At 63.2% G+C, this 15,704-nt stretch carries 14 protein-coding genes; 10 read left to right on the top strand and 4 right to left on the bottom strand.

What is annotated here, in order from left to right:
• The first annotated feature begins 248 nt into the window (after nucleotides 1-248).
• From atzF to urtE, 9 genes are all read left to right on the top strand, one after another.
• Nucleotides 249-2,054 carry an allophanate hydrolase gene (gene atzF, locus CGS25_RS04970; RefSeq protein WP_101674780.1) on the top strand — a complete coding sequence of 602 codons (1,806 nt, stop codon included), beginning with the start codon at nucleotides 249-251 and terminating at the stop codon, nucleotides 2,052-2,054.
• 105 nt (nucleotides 2,055-2,159) lie between these two features.
• Complete coding sequence (gene uca / locus CGS25_RS04965) at nucleotides 2,160-5,783, top strand: urea carboxylase (protein ID WP_101674779.1); 3,624 nt, start codon at nucleotides 2,160-2,162, stop codon at nucleotides 5,781-5,783.
• Nucleotides 5,780-6,487 carry a GntR family transcriptional regulator gene (locus CGS25_RS04960; RefSeq protein WP_101674778.1) on the top strand — a complete coding sequence of 236 codons (708 nt, stop codon included), beginning with the start codon at nucleotides 5,780-5,782 and terminating at the stop codon, nucleotides 6,485-6,487. The genes uca and CGS25_RS04960 overlap by 4 nt, the downstream gene beginning before the upstream one ends.
• A 68-nt stretch (nucleotides 6,488-6,555) precedes the next feature.
• Nucleotides 6,556-7,605, top strand: a complete 1,050-nt coding sequence (locus tag CGS25_RS04955; protein ID WP_089030996.1) for a hypothetical protein — start codon at nucleotides 6,556-6,558, stop codon at nucleotides 7,603-7,605.
• Between the two features lie 38 nt (nucleotides 7,606-7,643).
• Entirely contained in the window at nucleotides 7,644-8,942 is a 1,299-nt protein-coding gene (gene urtA, locus CGS25_RS04950) for an urea ABC transporter substrate-binding protein (protein ID WP_101674777.1), read from the top strand.
• A gap of 121 nt (nucleotides 8,943-9,063) precedes the next feature.
• Nucleotides 9,064-10,656: an urea ABC transporter permease subunit UrtB gene (gene urtB / locus CGS25_RS04945; protein ID WP_101674776.1), complete on the top strand. Its 1,593-nt coding sequence runs from the start codon at nucleotides 9,064-9,066 to the stop codon at nucleotides 10,654-10,656.
• Nucleotides 10,656-11,810: an urea ABC transporter permease subunit UrtC gene (gene urtC, locus CGS25_RS04940; RefSeq protein ID WP_101674775.1), complete on the top strand. Its 1,155-nt coding sequence runs from the start codon at nucleotides 10,656-10,658 to the stop codon at nucleotides 11,808-11,810. Before urtB ends, urtC begins: the two co-directional genes overlap by 1 nt.
• Nucleotides 11,797-12,663, top strand: a complete 867-nt coding sequence (urtD, locus tag CGS25_RS04935) for an urea ABC transporter ATP-binding protein UrtD (protein ID WP_101674774.1) — start codon at nucleotides 11,797-11,799, stop codon at nucleotides 12,661-12,663. Before urtC ends, urtD begins: the two co-directional genes overlap by 14 nt.
• Nucleotides 12,664-12,768: 105 nt before the next feature.
• Nucleotides 12,769-13,464, top strand: a complete 696-nt coding sequence (gene urtE, locus CGS25_RS04930; RefSeq protein ID WP_101674773.1) for an urea ABC transporter ATP-binding subunit UrtE — start codon at nucleotides 12,769-12,771, stop codon at nucleotides 13,462-13,464.
• A gap of 9 nt (nucleotides 13,465-13,473) precedes the next feature.
• Here the strand turns inward: urtE and CGS25_RS04925 are convergent, their stop codons facing one another.
• From CGS25_RS04925 to CGS25_RS04915, 3 genes are all read right to left on the bottom strand, one after another.
• Nucleotides 13,474-13,737, bottom strand: coding sequence for a Txe/YoeB family addiction module toxin (locus tag CGS25_RS04925; RefSeq protein ID WP_101674882.1), 264 nt, complete (start codon nucleotides 13,735-13,737; stop codon nucleotides 13,474-13,476).
• Nucleotides 13,734-13,976, bottom strand: a complete 243-nt coding sequence (locus CGS25_RS04920; RefSeq protein WP_089030989.1) for a type II toxin-antitoxin system Phd/YefM family antitoxin — start codon at nucleotides 13,974-13,976, stop codon at nucleotides 13,734-13,736. Before CGS25_RS04920 ends, CGS25_RS04925 begins: the two co-directional genes overlap by 4 nt.
• Nucleotides 13,977-14,309: 333 nt before the next feature.
• A complete protein-coding gene (locus CGS25_RS04915; protein WP_101674772.1) occupies nucleotides 14,310-14,639 on the bottom strand; it encodes a winged helix-turn-helix transcriptional regulator in 330 nt (109 codons plus the stop codon).
• A 93-nt stretch (nucleotides 14,640-14,732) separates the two neighbouring features.
• On the opposite strand from CGS25_RS04915, the gene CGS25_RS04910 reads away from it, so the two are divergent.
• Nucleotides 14,733-15,059 (top strand): nuclear transport factor 2 family protein, encoded by a 327-nt coding sequence (locus CGS25_RS04910; protein ID WP_101674771.1) that lies wholly within the window; start codon nucleotides 14,733-14,735, stop codon nucleotides 15,057-15,059.
• A 68-nt stretch (nucleotides 15,060-15,127) separates the two neighbouring features.
• On the opposite strand, the gene CGS25_RS04905 is transcribed toward CGS25_RS04910, so the two are convergent.
• Entirely contained in the window at nucleotides 15,128-15,703 is a 576-nt protein-coding gene (locus tag CGS25_RS04905) for an AAA family ATPase (protein ID WP_101674770.1), read from the bottom strand.
• Nucleotide 15,704 lies beyond the last annotated feature (1 nt).

The raw sequence follows: 15,704 nt of genomic DNA, 5'->3' as shown, positions 1-15,704 counted from the left end.
GCGCAGGATCAGACAGTTAGCCGGCGAGATACAGAATAAAGAAATACATATACCGTGCGCACGTGCATTGCACAGCGATGGCGCAGCCGCCCCAAGAAAACGCACCGCCGGCCGCTGGCGGCCTCCCCTTCGCTCTGCCGCTCATATCGATAACCATTTGATTTTACTGCTCTTTTATTTTTTCTGCTGGCTGGCACCCGCTTTGCACCGCAGCGCATACCCACTTGTATACAACGAGGTATGCGAACGTGCTTGGCTGGACCATCGATCAATGGCGCGCGGCCTATCGGGACCATCACTACACCCCGGTATCGGCCATGAAAGCTCTCTCCGCTCAGCTGCAAGACAGCGAGCGGGCCCTGTGGATTCACCTGCTCGACGAATCCAGTCTGCTGGCCCAGGCGGAGCGCCTGCGTGATGACTCCCTGCCGCTGTATGGCGTGCCGTTCGCGGTCAAGGACAACATCGATGTGGGCAGCCTGCCGACCAGCGCCGCCTGCCCGGCCTACACCTATACCGCCAAACAGACCGCGCCGGCGGTGCAGGCTCTATTGGATGCCGGCGCCATTCTGGTGGGCAAAACCAACCTGGATCAGCTCGCCACCGGGCTGGTCGGCGTGCGTTCGCCGTTCGGCGAAGTGCCCAATCCGTTCAACCCGGACTACGTCACCGGTGGCTCCAGCTCCGGCTCGGCGGCGGTGGTCAGCCTGGGCCTGGTGCCGTTCGCCCTGGGCACCGACACCGCCGGCTCCGGCCGGGTGCCGGCGGCGTTGACCAATCTGGTCGGGCTGAAGCCCACCAAGGGCAGCATGAGCACCCGCGGCGTGGTGCCGGCCTGCCGCACCCTGGATTGCATCAGCGTGTTCGCGCTCACCGTGGACGACGCCGACACCGTGTTCCAGCTCTACAGCGGTTTCGATGAACAGGACGGTTACGCCCGCCAAGCGCCCGCCAACCGCCCTGGCGCTCTACCCGCACGCCCGCGCCTGGGGGTGCCCACCGATACCCCCTGGTTCGGCGACCAGCAAGCGGCGAACGCCTGGCAGGCGCAGCTGACCGAGCTGGGCGAAATCGCCGAGCTGGTGCCGATCGACGCCGGCGTGTTCCACCGCACCGCCGCCCTGCTTTATCAGGGCCCCTGGGTGGCGGAGCGTTACACCGTGGCGGAACAACTGCTCGACCAGCCCGACGCCCTGCTGCCGGTGATCCGCGACGTGATCATGCCGGCCCGGACGATGAGCGCCGCTGACGGCTTCCGCGCCCAATACCAGCTCGCCGATCTGCGCCGCGAAGCGGATCAGTTGATGGCCGGGCTGGACGCCCTGGTGGTGCCCAGCACACCCGGCATCTATACCCGCGCGGCGGTCAACGCCGACCCGATCACCCTGAACAGCCAACTCGGCACCTGGACCAACTTCGTCAACCTGCTCGACCAGTGCGCGCTGGCCCTGCCCGGCGGATTGCGCGAGGACGGCCTGCCCTGCGGCATCACCCTGATCGGCCCGGCCTGGCACGACGCCGCCCTGGCCGAGTTCGGCCGCCGCTGGCAACGCCGCCGGCCATGGCTGGCCGGCGCCACCGGACAACCCTTGCCGACGCCCGCCGATGAACCCGCCGCCAGCGCCGACGACGGCACCGTGACAGTCGCCGTGGTCGGTGCCCACCTCACCGGCATGCCGCTCAATCATCAGCTCACCGAGCGTGGCGGCGAGCTGCTGGAAAGCACCAACACCGCCGCCTGCTATCGCCTCTACGCCCTGGCCAACACCACGCCGCCAAAGCCTGGCCTGATCCGCGACACCGGCGGCGCCGGCGCGGCCATTCCGATTGAACTGTGGAAATTGCCGCTCAGCGAATTCGGCGGCTTCGTTGCGCTGATCCCGGCACCGCTGGGCATCGGCACCCTGGAAACCGCCGATGGGCGCCTGGTGAAGGGGTTTATCTGCGAAGGCTGGGCGATCGCCGACGCCACCGAAATCACCGCCCTGGGGGGCTGGAAGGCGTTTCTGAAACTGCGCGAAGAGCAGCAACAAAACGCCGACACCGGCGCCTGACCGCGCCGACCGGGGGCCGCGGCGCGGCCCCCGTTTCAATAAAAGCAAAAGCAACTGTATGAGGTCCGCAACATGCTTAAGTCTGCCGCACTGACCAAGAGACCCATGGCCAAAGTGCTGATCGCTAACCGGGGCGAGATCGCGGTGCGCATCTGCCGCACCTTAAAACAAATGGGCGTTGCCTCGGTGGCGGTGTACTCCAACGCGGATCGCAACAGCCAGCATGTGCGCGCCGCCGATGAAGCGGTGGCTCTGGGCGGCGAAACCGCCGCCGAAAGCTATTTGCGCGCCGATGCCATTCTCCAGGCCGCGCGCGACACCGGCGCCGACGGCATCATCCCCGGCTACGGTTTTTTATCGGAGAACGCGGATTTCGCGGACACCTGCGAAGCCAACGGCATTGCCTTTATCGGCCCCACCGCCTCGCAGTTGCGCCGCTTTGGTTTAAAGCACGAAGCGCGCGCCCTGGCCGAGCAGGCCGGCGTGCCACTGGCACCGGGCACCGGCTTGCTCAACGACCTGGATGAGGCAAAACGGGCGGCGCGGCAAATCGGCTACCCGATCATGCTGAAAAGCACCGCCGGCGGCGGCGGCATCGGCTTGTCCCGTTGCAACGACGAACAGCAACTGGTGGCCGCCTTCGAATCGGTGAAACGACTGGGCGAAAGCTTCTTCTCCGATTCCGGCGTGTTCATTGAACGGTTCGTGGCGCGCGCCCGCCACATCGAAGTGCAGATCTTCGGCGACGGCGAAGGCAAGGTCCTGGCACTGGGTGAGCGCGAATGCTCCCTGCAACGGCGCAACCAGAAAGTGGTGGAGGAAACCCCGGCGCCCAACCTGCCTCAGGCGACCCGCGAAAAGCTGCATGAAAGCGCCGCGCGGCTCGGCGAATCGGTGAAGTACCGCTCCGCCGGCACCGTGGAATACATCTACGACGACGAACGCGACGAATTCTATTTCCTGGAAGTGAACACCCGGCTGCAGGTTGAACACGGCGTCACCGAATCGGTGTTCGATGTGGACCTGGTGCGCTGGATGGTGATGCTCGCCGGCGGCGAGCGCCCGCCCCTGGACGCCACTTACATCAGCCGCGGTCACTCCTTCGAAGTGCGCATTTACGCCGAAGACGCGTTGAAGCAATTCCAGCCCAGCCCCGGCGAACTCACCGAGGTCTTCTTTCCCGATGACATCCGCCTGGACGGCTGGGTGGACACCGGCACCCAGGTGAGCCCGCACTATGACCCGATGCTCGCCAAGGTGATCGTGCACGGCGACGACCGCCCCGCCGCGCTGAAAAAAATGCAGGACGCCCTGGCCGCCACGCGGCTCTCTGGCATCGCCACCAATCTGGATTACCTGCGCCGTATTCTGATCGACGAGAACGTTGTCGCGGGCCGCGTTTCCACGCGCTATCTGGAGACCTTCGAGTACCGGCCCACCGCCTTCGAGATCATCGAGCCCGGCACCTACACCACGGTGCAGGACTACCCGGGCCGCGCCGGCTACTGGGACATCGGCGTGCCGCCCTCCGGCCCGATGGACGACTATGCCTTCCGGCTTGGCAACCGCATTGTCGGCAACCATCCCAGCGCCGCCGGCCTGGAAGCCACTCTTGTTGGCCCCGCCCTGCGGTTTCATAGCAACACCGTGATCGCCCTGACCGGCGCGCCCTGCGCCGCCACCCTGGACGGCGAACCGCTGGCGTTCTGGAAACCGGTGGCGGTGAAGGCCGGCCAGACCCTGATCACCGGCAAGGTGAGTCACGGCTGCCGCACTTATCTGGCGGTGCGCAACGGCATCGACGTACCCGACTACCTCGGCAGCAAATCGACCTTTGTGCTCGGCCAGTTCGGCGGCCACGGCGGGCGCACCCTGCGCAAAGGCGACGTGCTCGCGCTCTGCCAGCCGCAACTGGCCGGCTGCCCGACTCCGGCACCCGAGGACGAACCCGGCGCCGTCGATGCCGCTCTGATCCCCGATTACCCACAACACTGGCACATCAAAGTGTTGTACGGCCCCCACGGCGCGCCGGATTTTTTCAGCGAAGACGCCATCGAAACGTTCTTCGCCGCCGACTGGCAGGTGCACTACAACTCCAACCGCCTGGGCATTCGGCTGGTCGGTCCCAAACCGCAATGGACCCGCACCGACGGCGGCGAAGCCGGCCTGCACCCCTCCAACGTGCACGACAACGAATACGCCATCGGCTCGATCAATTTCACCGGCGACTTCCCGGTGATTCTCACCAAGGACGGCCCCAGCCTGGGCGGTTTTGTCTGCCCGGTGACCATCGCCAAAGCGGAGCTTTGGAAAGTCGGCCAGCTCAAACCCGGCGACAGCATCCGCTTCGCGCCGATCGGCTTCGCCGACGCCCTGGCCCTGGAGCAAGCCCAGGACGCCAGCATCCAGCGGCGCCTGGCGGTGCCGGCGATCACCACGCCGGACAGCGCTTTAACTTCGCCGGCGTTTACCTCCAATACCATGCTCGCCGAACAGCAGGCCGACGGCGACACGCCCCGCATCACCTACCGCCAGGCCGGCGACAAATACATCTTGATCGAATACGGCGACAACGTGCTCGATCTGGCCCTGCGCTTCCGCGTGCACGCGCTGATGGAAAACCTCAAGGCGACGCCACTGCCAGGCATTCTCGAATTGTCGCCGGGCGTGCGCAGCCTGCAGATTCACTACGACTCGCGCCGGCTCGGCCAGCACGAATTGGTGAACGCGCTGTTGGAGCGCGAGAAATTGATCGGCTCGGTCGACAACATGGTGGTCACCTCGCGCGTCGTGCACCTGCCGCTGGCCTTCGAGGACAGCGCCACGCTGGACGCGGTGCAGCGCTACCAGGAAACGATCCGCGCGGACGCTCCCTGGCTGCCCAACAATGTGAAATTCATCCGCCGCATCAACGGCCTGGACTCCGTCGAGCAGGTGCGCGACATCGTGTTCGAGGCCAGCTACATGGTGCTCGGCCTGGGCGACGTGTATCTGGGCGCGCCGTGCGCCGTTCCGGTGGACCCCCGCCACCGCCTGATGACCTCCAAGTACAACCCGGCGCGCACCTACACCGCCGAGGGTACGGTGGGCATCGGCGGCGTTTATATGTGCATCTACGGCATGGATTCGCCGGGCGGCTACCAACTGATCGGCCGCACCCTGCCGATCTGGAACAAGCATCTCAAGAACCCCCAGTTCCAACCCGGCGAACCGTGGCTACTGAAATTCTTCGACCAGGTGCGCTATTACCCGGTCGGCGAGGCGCGGCTCGATGAAATGCGCGAGGCGTTCCGTGAGGGCCGCCTGCAAGTGGAGATCAGCGAAGAAACCTTCAGCCTCGCCGAACACCGCGCCTTCCTCGCCGACATCGAACCGGAGATGGCGGCGTTCCGCGACAAACAGCAAGCCGCCTTCAATCGGGAAGTGGCCCGCTGGCAGAACGAAGACGCGGCGGTGGAATCGGCGCTGATGGGTGAGCGCGTCGAGATTGGCGACGTGGACGGGCATCTGATCAGCGCCGAAATCAGCGGCAATGTGTGGAAGCTGCTGGTCGCCGAGGGCGCCGTGGTCGAGGCCGGCCAGACCCTGGCGATTGTCGAGGCGATGAAAATGGAGTTTGAAATCACCGCCAGTGTCGCCGGCATCGTCACCGGCCTGCATTGCAAACCCGGAGCGGTGATCAACGCCGGCGACCCGGTCGCGGTGATCGACACGGAGAGCGCGGCATGAGCCTCTCTTTGCAAACCGGCGGGCGCAAAGGCGAGAACCTGGCGGACCGCATCTATCAGCACCTGAAGAAAGACATTTTCGATTTTCGCCTGCTGCCTGGCGATCGCTTCAGCGAAAACGAGATCGCCGAACGCATGGGCGCGTCGCGCACACCGGTGCGCGAGGCGCTGTTCCGCCTGGAACGGGAAGCCTATGTGGAGGTGCTGCATCGCAGTGGCTGGCAGGTGAAACCGTTCGATTTCACCTATTTCGAAGAGCTCTATGACGTGCGCACGGTGCTGGAATGCGCGGCGGTACGCCGCCTGTGCGAACACAGCGAACCGGCACCGCTGCTCGACGACCTCAACCGCATCTGGCGGGTGCCGGCGGCGGCCCGGCTGGAAGACGGCGCCACGTTGTCCGGCCTGGATGAGCGCTTCCACGAAATGCTGGTGGAGGCCGCCGGCAACGGCGAAATGGCACGCATCCACCACGACCTCACCGAGCGGCTGCGCATCATCCGCCGCCTGGATTTCACCAAGCCGATGCGCATCGGCGCCACCTACGACGAACACGGCGCGATTCTCGAAGCGATTGAGCACCGCCGCTGCGAGCCGGCGCAAATGATGCTCAAGGCGCACATCCGCGCCAGCCGCAACGAGGTCCGTAAGATCACGCTTCACATGCTGCACGAAGCACGCCAGCGGGGTGGCGAAGCCGTATGAACGACAAGTGGCAAGTACATAAAACGCCGGCAAGGCGACGGTTTATCAATGACGATGGGGGGAAACCCATGTACCACAAAGCAGCACTGAAACACGGCGTATTGCTCGCCGCCCTGGGGGCTTCGGCAAGCGCCGGCGCCGTGCAGATCAATGACAAGTTGTCGGTGGGGGCCGGCCTGAGAACCAGCTTTACCAGTGTGGAGAACGGCGCACCGGATGGCGACTCCCGTTCCAACGACTTCAATCTCGACAGCATCCGGCTGTACATCAACGGCCAGATCACCGACCAGATCGGCGTCACCTTCAACACCGATTACGACGACGTGGACGAGAAGGTGAAGGTGCTCGACGCCATCGCCCGCTTCGAATATTCCGACACCGTCAATTTCTGGGCCGGTCGCTTCCTGCCGCCCAGTGACCGTTCCAATCTTTCCGGGCCCTATTATCTCACCACCTGGAACTTCCCCTCCGTGCAGGCCTACCCGGCGATCTTCGCCGGCCGCGACGACGGTGTCGCCTACTGGGGCCAATACCAGGGCGGCCAGGTGAAATGGCAGTTCTCGGTCACCGAAGGCCCCGACGATCCGGTGCCCGCCGACGACGATGACGATCTGCTGTTCAGCGGCCGGCTGACCTTCAACTTCCTGGACCCGGAACCGGGCTATTACAACGCCAGCACCTACTACGGCGAAAAAGACATTCTCGCCCTTGGCCTGGTGACCCAGCAACAGGGCTCCGACAACGCCTACAGCGTGGACGCTCTGTTCGAGAAAAACCTGGGCGTCGGCACCGTTACCGTGGAAGGCGCCTACTACAAATACGACGGCCTCGGCGGCCTCGCCGACCCGATCGATCCGACCCTCGATGAAAGCGAAGGCTACTTCGCCTTGATCGGCTATCTGTTCCCGCAGGAAATCGGCCCAGGCCGCTTCCAGCCGGTGGTGCGCTACACCAAGGGTGAAGTCACCGACGGCGCCGAAGGGGACATCAAGGAGTTCAACCTGAACTACATCATGCTCGGCCACAACGCGCGCATCAGCGCCGCCTGGCAGCAACGCGACGACGAGCTCTTCACCGACAACAACACCTTCGTACTTGGTCTGCAGTTACAGATGTAACCGCGGTGATCTCACACGGAAACGCAAAGGGGAAAGTGATGAAATCGAAAATCAATCTGAAACGGCTGGCCGCCGCCGGCCTGGCCTGCGGCTCACTGCTCTACGGTAGCGCCGCGCTGGCCGCCGACACCATCAAGGTGGGCGTGCTGCATTCGCTGTCGGGCACCATGGCGATCAGCGAATCAACGCTCAAGGACACGGTCCTGATGATGATCAAGGAGCAAAACGCCAAGGGCGGCGTAATGGGCAAGAAGCTGGAACCGGTGGTAGTGGACCCGGCCTCCGACTGGCCACTGTTCGCCGAGAAAGCGCGCCAACTGATTACCCAGGACAAGGTGGACGTGATCTTCGGCTGCTGGACCTCGGTGTCGCGCAAGTCGGTGCTGCCGGTGGTCGAAGAACTGAACGGCCTGTTGTTTTATCCGGTTCAGTACGAGGGCGAGGAATCGTCCAAGAACGTGTTCTACACCGGCGCCGCGCCCAACCAGCAGGCGATCCCGGCGGTGGACTATCTGCTTAACGACCTGGGCGTGAAGCGCTTCGTGCTGGCCGGCACCGACTACGTGTACCCGCGCACCACCAACAAGATCCTGGAAGCCTACCTGAAAGCCAAGGGCATCAAGGAAGACGACATCATGATCAACTACACGCCGTTCGGGCAGTCCGACTGGCAGTCGATCGTGTCGCGGATCAAGGAGTTCGGTGGCGAAGGCAAAAAGACCGCGGTGGTGTCCACCATCAACGGCGACGCCAACGTGCCGTTCTATAAAGAACTGGCCAACCAGGGCGTGGACGCCTCGGACATTCCGGTGGTGGCGTTCTCGGTGGGTGAACAAGAGCTGTCCGGCATCGACACCGGGCCTCTGGTCGGCCATCTGGCCGCCTGGAACTACTTCGAAAGCGTCTACAACGACGCCAACGACAAGTTCATTGAGCAGTGGCATCAGTACATCGGCGATGACAAGCGCGTCACCAACGATCCCATGGAAGCCACTTATATTGGCTTCAACATGTGGGTGAAAGCGGTGGAGAAAGCCAAATCCACCGACACCGACAAAGTCGCCGCCGCCATGATCGGCATGCAAACCCCCAACCTCACCGGCGGCACCGCGGTGATGAACAAAAACCACCATCTTTCCAAACCGGTGCTGATCGGCGAGATCCAGGACGACGGCCAGTTCGCCGTGGTCTGGCAGACCGATGGCCTGGTCAAGGGCGATGCCTGGTCCGACTACCTGCCCGGCTCCAAGGATTTGATCGCGGACTGGACCAAACCGGTGATGTGCGGCAACTACAACAGCAAAACCAAGACCTGTGGCGGACAGGCGGCTCAATAGCCGCCGCCAACGTGCAACCCCGCGGGCCGGTGCGCCGGCCCGTTTTTTTCACTGAAGAATGCCCGCCGGGCGTTTTCAGGGGTGAAGGCTCACCCCGCCATCAAGAACGCGAGGAAGCATCATGCCCAGGGTTCTGATTTTATTACTGGTGCTGATCGGTGCCAGTGGGCTGGCCCGTGCCGACCTGCACGAGGCGGTGGCCGGCCTTGGCAGCCGGAGTTTTGACGATAAGGCGCAGGCGATTGAACAAATCGCCCGCTCCGGCGACCCCCAGGCAACGGTGATTCTCGATGCCTTGGAGAGTCGCGAACTGGTGGAAGATCGCGCCAACCAGCGCATCGTACTCGGCGAAAAAGGCGGCGACGGCTGGGTTCTCAAAGACCCGATCAGCGGCGAAGCGCTGGGCACCGTGGGCAGCCGCGACGCGCGCCCGGTGGTGATCAACAACCGCCTTCGCGAGCTGATTCATAATTTACGCGCGGTGGCGGCGCTGGCCAGCGCCAATCCGCTGGAACGCCGCGCCGCCGCCAGCCAGCTGGTGGGCAACGACGACCCGGTGGTGCTCGATGCCCTGCGCGAACGGCAGCGCGAGGAAGACAACCCGCTGGTCAGCGGCGTCATCGACACCGCTCTGAACATCGCCGTGCTGCGCAACCCGGACACCGAGTTGGCGGTGCGCCTGAACGCCATCGACGCGGTCGCCGGCAGCCTGGAACCAGCGGTGCGCAATGTGCTGCGCGACCGTTTTTCTGAAACCGATGCCAGCAGTGAAAAACGCGCCGCGCAAAAAGCGTTGGCCAGCATTGATGCCCGGGCCGAACGTTACCAGATGGCCGATACCTTGTTCTTCGGCCTCAGCCTGGGTTCGGTGCTGCTGCTCGCCGCCATCGGCCTGGCGATCACCTTCGGCGTGATGGGCGTGATCAACATGGCCCACGGCGAGCTGATCATGCTCGGCGCCTACACCACCTACATGGTGCAACAGATCTTTCCGCAAGGGCACGAATGGTCGCTCTTGGTGGCGGTGCCCGCCGCGTTTCTGGTGTCCGGCTTCGCCGGCGTGCTGATCGAGCGGCTGGTGATCCGCTTTCTTTACGGCCGCCCCCTGGAGACCCTGCTTGCCACCTTCGGCGTCAGCCTGATTCTGCAGCAGGCGGTGCGGCTGATCTTCTCACCGCTCAACCGCACCGTGGTCACCCCGGAGTGGATGAGCGGCGCGCTGCAAATCAACCCGGTGTTTTCGCTCACCTTCAACCGGCTCTATATCGTCTTCTTCGCGCTGGCGGTGTTTCTGCTTCTGCAACTGGTGCTGAAAAAAACCCGGCTCGGCCTGCAGGTGCGCGCCGTCAGCCAGAACCGCAATACCGCCCGTGGCCTGGGCATCCGCCGCGAGCGGGTCAACGCGCTCACCTTCGGCCTGGGCTCGGGCATCGCCGGCATTGCTGGCGTGGCTCTGGCGCAACTGACCAACGTGGGGCCCAACCTGGGCCAGGCCTACATCATCGATTCGTTCATGGTGGTGGTGTTCGGCGGCGTCGGCAATTTGTGGGGCACACTCACCGCCGCCTTCGGCCTGGGCATCGCCAACAAGCTGATCGAGCCGATGGCCGGCGCGGTGCTCGCCAAGATCGTGATCCTGGTGTTCATCATCCTGTTTATTCAACGCAAACCGCGCGGCCTGTTTCCGCAGCGCGGCCGGGCAGCGGAGGAGTAATGCGACACTCGGACCTGAAAACCGCGCTCACCGACCGCGCCGCCAAAGTGTTCATCGGCGTGTTGTTCAGCGCCGTGATTCTGGTGGCGCTGCTTAACCTGCTGGTGCCGGTGGACTCGGCGCTGCACGTGAGCAGCTACACCGTGACCCTGCTGGGCAAGTACCTGTGCTACGCCCTGCTGGCGCTGGCGCTGGATCTGGTGTGGGGCTTCGGCGGCATTCTCAGCCTCGGCCACGGCGCCTTCTTCGCTTTGGGCGGCTACGCCATGGGCATGTACCTGATGCGCCAGATCGGTGATCGCGGCGTCTACGGCAACCCCAACCTGCCTGATTTCATGGTGTTCCTGAACTGGAAGGAACTGCCCTGGTATTGGCAGGCCTCCGACCACTTCGGCCTGACCCTGCTGCTGGTCGGCCTGGCGCCGGGCCTGCTCGCGTTCGTGTTCGGCTGGCTGGCGTTTCGCTCGCGGGTCACAGGCGTTTACTTGTCGATCATCACCCAGGCGCTCACCTACGCCTTGATGCTGGCGTTTTTCCGCAACGAGTTCGGCTTCGGCGGCAACAACGGGCTCACCGACTTCAAGGACATCCTCGGTTTCTCGCTGCAGGCGGACAGCACCCGGGTGGCGCTGCTGATCGCCACCGCCCTGGCTCTGGCCGGCGCCTTCGTGCTGTGCCGCTGGATCACCGGCAGCCGCTTGGGGCGCGTCACCCTGGCGGTACGCGACGGCGAATCCCGCGCCCGCTTTCTCGGCTACCGCACCGAACACTACAAGCTGTGGATCTTCACTCTCAGTGCCGTTTTGGCCGGCATCGCCGGGGCGCTGTACGTGCCCCAGGTGGGCATCATCAACCCGGGTGAATTCTCACCGCTCAACTCCATCGAACTGGTGGTGTGGGTCGCCGTCGGCGGCCGCGCGACCCTGTATGGCGCGGTGATCGGCGCGATTCTGGTCAACTACGGCAAAACCGTGTTCACCGGCGTGATGCCGGAAGCCTGGCTGTTTGCGCTGGGCGGCCTGTTCGTGGCGGTCACCGTGTTCCTGCCCCAGGGCCTGGTGGGCTTGGCTTCCGATCTTTTAAAGCGGAAACGCCGCACCCCACCCACTGCGCCACAAACGACGAACAAGGAGAGCCCCCATGAGCCGGCCTGATTCGTTGCCCAACGCCGTGCGCGACACCTTCCGCCGCGACCAGGTGTTCTCGCCGCTGCGTTCCGGGGTTCGCCCGGTGCAACCCGGCGAACTGGACGCGCGCGGCAAATACATTCTCTACATGGAAGAGATCACCGTCAGCTTCGACGGCTTCAAAGCGCTCAATGACCTGACGCTGTACATCGAACCCGGCGAGCTGCGCTGCATCATCGGCCCCAACGGCGCCGGCAAGTCCACCATGATGGACGTGATCACCGGCAAAACCCGGCCCGACCACGGCACCTGTTATTTCGGCCAGACCCTGGACCTGACCCGCCTCAGCGAAACCGACATCGCCACCGCCGGCATCGGCCGAAAATTTCAAAAACCCACCGTGTTCCCCGAGCATACCGCCCTGGAAAACCTGGAACTGGCCATGGCCGGCCCGAAAGGCCCCTGGCAGGCCCTGCTCGCCCCGATCACCGGCGAACAACGGGACTGGATGGCCAGCACCCTGGACACCGTGGGCCTGCTCGCCGAACGGGACCGCCCCGCCGGCGCGCTCTCCCACGGGCAGAAACAATGGCTGGAGATCGCCATGGTGCTGATGCAGAAACCGCGACTGCTGCTGGTGGACGAACCGATCGCCGGCATGACCCGCCAGGAAGTGGAACGCACCGGCGAACTGCTGCAATCCCTGGCCGGCGAGCACTCGGTAATGGTGGTCGAACACGACATGGAATTCATCCGCTCCATCGCCAACACCGTCACCGTGCTGCACCAGGGCAGCGTGCTCGCCGAAGGCCGCATGCAGGATGTGCAGAACGACGCGAAGGTGATTGAGGTTTATCTCGGGGAAAACGTTGAAAGTTAAAGGTTAAAAGTTGAAACGCGGCAGAAGCCGTGCCGACCGCACGGCCGTGCTCGCGCCTTTTAACTTTCAACTTTTAACTTTCCACCGCCCCCTACGGAGAAAAAAATGCTGAACATCCAAGGCCTGAACCAATTCTACGGCCAATCCCACACCCTCTGGGATCTGGACCTTGCACTGCCCGAAGGCGAATGCCTGTGTGTGATGGGGCGCAATGGCGTGGGTAAGACCACCCTGCTGAAATCGATCATGGGGTTGCTACCGGTGGCCTCCGGCGCGATTGGGTTTCAGGACCAGGACCTAAGCAAAAAAGCCGCCGAGGAGCGCGCCCGCGCCGGCATCGGCTACGTGCCCCAGGGCCGGGAAATCTTCCCACTGCTGAGCGTGGAAGAAAACCTGGAAACCGGCCTGCAGGCGCGCGCCGACCGCAGCCGTAAAATTCCCGAGCGCATCTACGAGCTGTTCCCGGTGCTCCATGAAATGCGCCACCGCCGTGGCGGCGACCTCTCCGGCGGCCAGCAACAACAACTGGCCATCGGTCGCGCCCTCGCCCTCGGCCCCAAGCTGCTGATCCTCGACGAACCCACCGAAGGCATCCAGCCCAACATCGTCGACATGATCGCCCGGGTGATCAAAACCCTGAACCGGGAAGAGGGCCTCACCATTCTGCTGGTGGAACAAAAACTGCACTTCGCCCGCGCCGTCGCCGACCGCTTCGCGATTCTCGACCGGGGCAGCAAGGTGGCGGAAGGGGGCGTGGGGGAATTGAATGACGGCCTGGTGAAGAAATATCTGACGGTTTGAGGCCAGGGGCTAGGCGTAATGGCTCCAGAGGCGAAGCACTTTCACAACGCGTTGGTTTTCAAGCACCTGATAAACCAGACGATGTTGAATGTTGATACGCCGCGAGTACGCCCCGGAAAGGTCACCGATGAGCGTTTCAAACGGAGGCGGCCTGCGAAACGGGTCCTCACCGATCAGTGTCAGCAATTCCTGGGCTTTCGGCTTGAGGCCGCTTGAAGCCAGCTTCCTTGCGTCTTTTTGGGCTTGTTTGGTGTAAACCAACTTCCATGTCACCAATCCAACTCCTTGCCGCATTCATCCACGGGGGTATCCATCCCCTCACGAATTGACTCCCGCATCCCCGGTACGGACAGCAGATAGAGTGTTTCCTGAATCGCGGACCAATCCTCCTCGGACACCAGGACCGCCTTGTTCCGCTTACCCAGGATCACGATAGGCTGATGGGACTCGGCGGTCTCATCGATCAACCGGTAAAGATTGCTGCGCGCCTCAGTTGCGGTAATGCCGGTCATGACGCACCTCTGATAAGTTCATGCCGACACAGTGTACGCTTTCCAGTACGTACGTCAATGCGAACGTAATCGTTTTGGCCGTCATCAACAACTCAAGCAGACGGCCCGCGATGGAATCAATGCCGCCAGAAACGAAGGCAGAGAGTGAACGTCGCGGACACCAATACAATGGCCTACCTGTACCTGCCAACGGACCAGACCGACGATGTGATCTCGCTGCTGCAAAAAGACCCGCGGGCTGAACCTGAAGCTGATCACAGGAAAAAAACTGTTTCGCGCCTTTCCCGCGATCGCGCTGTCCGCAGGGGATCACTTGGGAGATCAAACAACCGACTATTGAGAATGCCGCTTCTCGCGCCATGAAAGCAGACCATCCAACACCGGGCACAGGGCCTGGCCCCAGTCGGTAAGCTGATATTCCACCCTGGGCGGCACTTCCGGGTAGACCGTTCTTCGCACCAGGCCGTCCGCTTCCAGCGCACGCAACTGTTGCGCCAGCATCTTCTGCGAGATGCCGGGAATGCGTTTTTTCAGCTCCGAATAGCGGCGCACCTGTCCACCAAAAAGATGAAAAAGAAGAATCAGCTTCCAGCGCCCTTCCAGGACCTTCAACGCCGCCGCCACATCGGCCGCCGCCGTCTCCGGCGTGTATCCCTTACCCATAGGTAACCCACTTACTTAGCAGTGCGTTCTTGATGAATGGACGCGCCCTGATCAAACTTCAGGACCATCCATTCACCACCACAGGAACCGCCAATGGCCATTCATTTCCCGGCGCCCATCGCTCTCTTCTTCCAGCTCAGCAACGACAAGGACAGCGCTTCACTGGATCGTTGCTTCGCCCCGGACGCTGCCGTTCATGACGAGAAGCATACCTACAACGGGATCGCCGAGATCACCGATTGGTTTATCGAAGCCAAGAAGAAGTACAGCTATACGGCGGACCCCCTGGAAATGGAAGAGCATGATACAGGCGTTGTTGTTCGCGCCCGGGTGTCGGGCAACTTCCCCGGCAGCCCGGCGGTGCTTCGCTACGTGTTCGAAACTGGCAACGACAAGATTCAATCACTCGCTATCGGTTAAACCGGCGTCGCGGCGAACCTCTTGAATGTTCAATAATTGCTCGAGTTGTACGCCACCCCGAACGTGCGTCAATACGAGCGCGGGGCAGCCACCATGCTCACCGAATCTCGGCGTGGGTGACCAAGGGCCTTTAGAATGAACGAAACCCGCGCTTCCACCCCGGCCCGCGGCACCTCCACCGTGTCGTACCCCCACCGCGAGTACCAGCGCTTGATACCCTCGAACACCGCCACGGACTCCTCGAAGGTCTGATCGCGCTCGGTATCCGTGCCGTAGATGGCCTCCCAGGGCGGCAGAAGGAACACCCGATCATTGTAAGAAAACCGCTGAATCAATTCGGCGGCCTCTCCCTCCGTGATCGCGGATTCCAGGTCCAGCATGTAAAGCGCATCCGGCACGCCCCGGTCGAAGAAGGTGATGTCGTCATGGGCCGTCGCGGCCTGATACTGCTGCATATCCGAATTCAGGATGGCGCGCGCAAAGCAGACAGGGTCCGGACGCGGCGCAAGCCCCGCCGCCAACCGCCCCTTGATGATACGCCGGGCCACTTCCGGCATGACGCGATAGCCGCGCGCCGCCAGAGCATCGAGCAGGGTGGTCTTGCCACCGCCGGGTCCGCCGGTAATCACGAACCTCAGCTTCATC

The organism is Alloalcanivorax mobilis (genome assembly GCF_002864685.1).
GTDB lineage: Bacteria > Pseudomonadota > Gammaproteobacteria > Pseudomonadales > Alcanivoracaceae > Alloalcanivorax > Alloalcanivorax mobilis.
The sequence above is the reverse complement of the archived record's forward strand: the minus strand, read 5'-3'. Positions and strand labels throughout refer to the sequence as shown.

Excerpts from the sequence above, each read along its gene's own strand:
- uca (WP_101674779.1), top strand. The coding sequence starts at position 2,160 with ATGGCCAAAGTGCTGATCGCTAACCGGGGCGAGATCGCGGTGCGCATC.
- CGS25_RS04960 (WP_101674778.1), top strand. The coding sequence starts at position 5,780 with ATGAGCCTCTCTTTGCAAACCGGCGGGCGCAAAGGCGAGAACCTGGCG.
- CGS25_RS04955 (WP_089030996.1), top strand. The coding sequence starts at position 6,556 with ATGTACCACAAAGCAGCACTGAAACACGGCGTATTGCTCGCCGCCCTG.
- urtA (WP_101674777.1), top strand. The coding sequence starts at position 7,644 with ATGAAATCGAAAATCAATCTGAAACGGCTGGCCGCCGCCGGCCTGGCC.
- urtB (WP_101674776.1), top strand. The coding sequence starts at position 9,064 with ATGCCCAGGGTTCTGATTTTATTACTGGTGCTGATCGGTGCCAGTGGG.
- urtC (WP_101674775.1), top strand. The coding sequence starts at position 10,656 with ATGCGACACTCGGACCTGAAAACCGCGCTCACCGACCGCGCCGCCAAA.
- urtD (WP_101674774.1), top strand. The coding sequence starts at position 11,797 with ATGAGCCGGCCTGATTCGTTGCCCAACGCCGTGCGCGACACCTTCCGC.
- urtE (WP_101674773.1), top strand. The coding sequence starts at position 12,769 with ATGCTGAACATCCAAGGCCTGAACCAATTCTACGGCCAATCCCACACC.
- CGS25_RS04920 (WP_089030989.1), bottom strand. The coding sequence starts at position 13,976 with ATGACCGGCATTACCGCAACTGAGGCGCGCAGCAATCTTTACCGGTTG.
- CGS25_RS04915 (WP_101674772.1), bottom strand. The coding sequence starts at position 14,639 with ATGGGTAAGGGATACACGCCGGAGACGGCGGCGGCCGATGTGGCGGCG.
- CGS25_RS04910 (WP_101674771.1), top strand. The coding sequence starts at position 14,733 with ATGGCCATTCATTTCCCGGCGCCCATCGCTCTCTTCTTCCAGCTCAGC.
- CGS25_RS04905 (WP_101674770.1), bottom strand. The coding sequence starts at position 15,703 with ATGAAGCTGAGGTTCGTGATTACCGGCGGACCCGGCGGTGGCAAGACC.